This window comes from Aquidulcibacter paucihalophilus (assembly GCF_002105465.1).
GTDB lineage: Bacteria > Pseudomonadota > Alphaproteobacteria > Caulobacterales > Aquidulcibacteraceae > Aquidulcibacter > Aquidulcibacter paucihalophilus.
This window is the reverse complement of sequence record NZ_NCSQ01000110.1, coordinates 1-1,333: the sequence shown is the minus strand read 5'-3', so window position 1 is coordinate 1,333 and position 1,333 is coordinate 1. Positions and strand designations below refer to the sequence as shown.

Annotated in this window: 1 protein-coding gene; it reads left to right on the top strand. The window is 46.7% G+C overall.

The window, feature by feature from the left end:
- Positions 1-194 precede the first annotated feature (194 nt).
- Complete coding sequence (locus B7364_RS08270) at positions 195-1,262, top strand: acyltransferase family protein (protein WP_085339535.1); 1,068 nt, start codon at positions 195-197, stop codon at positions 1,260-1,262.
- Positions 1,263-1,333 lie beyond the last annotated feature (71 nt).

Genomic DNA, 1,333 nt, shown 5'->3' with positions numbered 1-1,333 from the left:
TGGGAATCCTTTCGATTCACAAAACTCGGGAAACGCTCTAGCCAATCCCTCAACATGGCGATATCAATCGCTTGGACTCTCATAGTAATCGAGGGAGCCCAACGGCGCAGGTTGAAGTTTATAAGTGGCGAAGCTCGGCTTTGATTTGATCTGAATCCCAGCTGACTGGTTGGGTTAGCCTACAAGGAGTATTCATGGACCGCAATGGAGCAATAGATGGATGGCGAGGCCTAAGTGTTATTTTGGTTTTAATTGGACACTTAATCGAGCACCGGTTTGTAGATTTTTTCCCGACTACTTCGTTTCAATCATTATCTGTTGACTCATTTGAAAGTCTCTTAATGGTTCTTTGGAATATCGCGGCGCGTCCGCTGGGCATTACCGCAACCTTAGGAGTAAGCTTCTTCTTTCTTATAAGCGGCTACCTCATTACTACCCTGATGTGGGCCGAGGAGAAGAAGCGTGGGGAAGTCAGTTTGCAGGCCTTCTATATTAGGCGCATTTTTCGCATACTGCCGGCATTTTTGTTTTTCTTGTGTTCTTTGTATGTCATTTCCTATTTCAGTGATTGGCCGGTCACAAATGCGCAGTTTTTCTACGCAGGAACCTTTACTTGTAATCTTTGGTTCGCAGATTGTGGCTGGATGCTGGGCCACACTTGGAGTCTTGCTGTGGAGGAGCAGTTCTATATCATTTGGCCTTTGCTGTTTTTGCTTTTACCAAGCAGGTTCAGGCTCCCTTCCTTGTTCGTTCTACTTTTTTTCTTAATCGGAATTTCCCCATGGCAGCCTTGGACTCGCCCTTTCGCACTTTTGGCAATCGGGGCGATTTGGGGCCTTTCCTCAAGTATCCGGGAGGTTTTCCGGAATCGGATATTGCATTGGCATGTCTATGTTGGGATCGCCGGATTGGCTATCTCCTCCCTACAGTTTGCCCAGCAGTTTCTACTTCTTCAGCCATTTCTGATTGCGATAGTTCTATTTGGGACTCTTGAGAGCAAGGGTCCGCTCGTGGGTATTGTCTCCAACAGGGCCGTTCAATTGATTGGGGTGGCCTCGTATAGCATATATCTCTGGCAACAGATGTTTACTGGGACGCCTGACTTTTATCGAGAAGCCCCAATTCTTGGCTATACCTTTCTACTTTGTGTCCCGGTATTGTTTTCTTATTTTGTGATTGAAAAGCCATTTATCCGCATTGGGCGGCGTCTCTCGACCCAGATTATAGGTAACTCTCAATCTGCGGATACTAAGAATTCATGATTTCTTTTGCTTAGATTGAGCTAGATGATCCGTATCCATTCGGCGAGGGCCACGGCGTGGCTTAGGGCGTT

What these genes read in the sequence shown, in the direction of transcription:
- B7364_RS08270 (WP_085339535.1), top strand. Translation starts at nt 195, where the DNA reads ATGGACCGCAATGGAGCAATAGATGGATGGCGAGGCCTAAGTGTTATT.